The 1,369-nt window shown below is 67.3% G+C and carries 1 protein-coding gene; it reads left to right on the forward strand.

Features of this window, described 5'->3' with window-relative positions; translation table 11 throughout:
- Positions 1–225 precede the first annotated feature (225 nt).
- A complete protein-coding gene (locus ACLJQZ_RS48475; protein WP_410628496.1) occupies positions 226–1,293 on the forward strand; it encodes an IS110 family transposase in 1,068 nt (355 codons plus the stop codon).
- Positions 1,294–1,369: the final 76 nt, after the last annotated feature.

Genomic DNA, 1,369 nt, shown 5'->3' on the forward strand with positions numbered 1-1,369 from the left:
GCGTCGGCTTTCTTCGCGTCAATGTCATGATCTTGGTGTCCGGCGGGGTTCGCTCGTTTCTTCGCTGCCCCAGGCGACTGGTGGCTTGTCCTGATGTGCGGCCCCGCCGGATACCTGCTGGGTGGGGATGTGGCTTGATAGGAGCGCGCCGTAGGCCCGATTGACGCGTGCCCGCCTCGCCCGGTGGTGTCATTGGTTCGCGAGGAAAGGAAAACCGGGGTGAGCATGGTCGTGATCGGGGTGGATGCGCACAAGCGCAGCCACACGCTGGTGGCCGTCGACGGGATCGGCAGGAAGCTGGCCGAGCGGACGGTCGGCACCACCAGCGAGGACCACTTGAAGATCATGGAATGGGCCGGTCAGTGGCCAGAAGCGCGCTTCGCGGTGGAGGATTGCAGGCACGTCACACGCAGGCTCGAACGTGACTTGCTGAGCGCCGGGTGCGCGGTGGTGCGGGTGCCCACCCACCTGATGGCCGTGTCCCGCCGCGGAGGGCGGGAGCCGGGGAAGTCCGACCCGATCGATGCGTTGGCGGTGGCGCATGCGGCCCTGCGCGAGCCGGACCTGGCCGTCGCGCAGCTGGATGGACCAACTCGCGAGGTGAAACTACTGGTCGACTACCGCTACGACCTGGTGGTGCAGCGCACGGAGCTGATCAATCGGCTGCGCTGGCACCTGCACGAAATCGACCCGGACCTGCACGTGCCGTCGCGTGGTCTGCGTCGTTACTGCGTCATCGATGAGCTGGCTCGTCGCCTGGCTGGCTGCGCCGGTCTCGTGGCGCGTATCGCCCGTGAACTGGTGGCTCGCTGCCGCGAGCTCACGGTGCAGATCAACGCGCTTGAGCGTGAACTGCGCGACCGGGTGCGCGTTCTGGCGCCCACGCTGCTGGAGGTCCCCGGCTGCGGGGTGCTGGGCGCTGCGGTGATCATCGGAGAAACTGCTGGGGCGCAACGGTTTCGGTCCAAGGACGCCTACGCCCGGTTCACCGGCACGGCCCCGATTCCGGTCTGGTCGGGAAGTAGCTCCGGCAAGGTCCGGCTCAACCGCGGCGGCAACCGCACCATCAACTGCGCCCTGCACATGATCGCGATCACCCAGATCCGGGGCATCGGACCAGGCAAGGACTACGTCGACAAGCTCCTCGCGCGCGGCAAGACCCGCAAAGAGGCCATCCGCTTGCTCCGGCGCCGGCTCTCCGACGTCGTGTTCCGCGCACTTCTGGCCGACGAGCACCGCACCGGCGAGCAGCCCGCAGCAACCGAATCGGGATCGCTGCCGCAGGCCGCTTGACATAGGAGCATCAGGGAGCTCGACCCTCGACTGCCACGCTCGTAACGTTCCTCGCGGAACATAAGGACCGGTTCGG

The sequence above is a fragment of the Amycolatopsis sp. cmx-8-4 genome, from assembly GCF_046548675.1.
In the GTDB taxonomy this organism is placed as follows: domain Bacteria; phylum Actinomycetota; class Actinomycetes; order Mycobacteriales; family Pseudonocardiaceae; genus Amycolatopsis.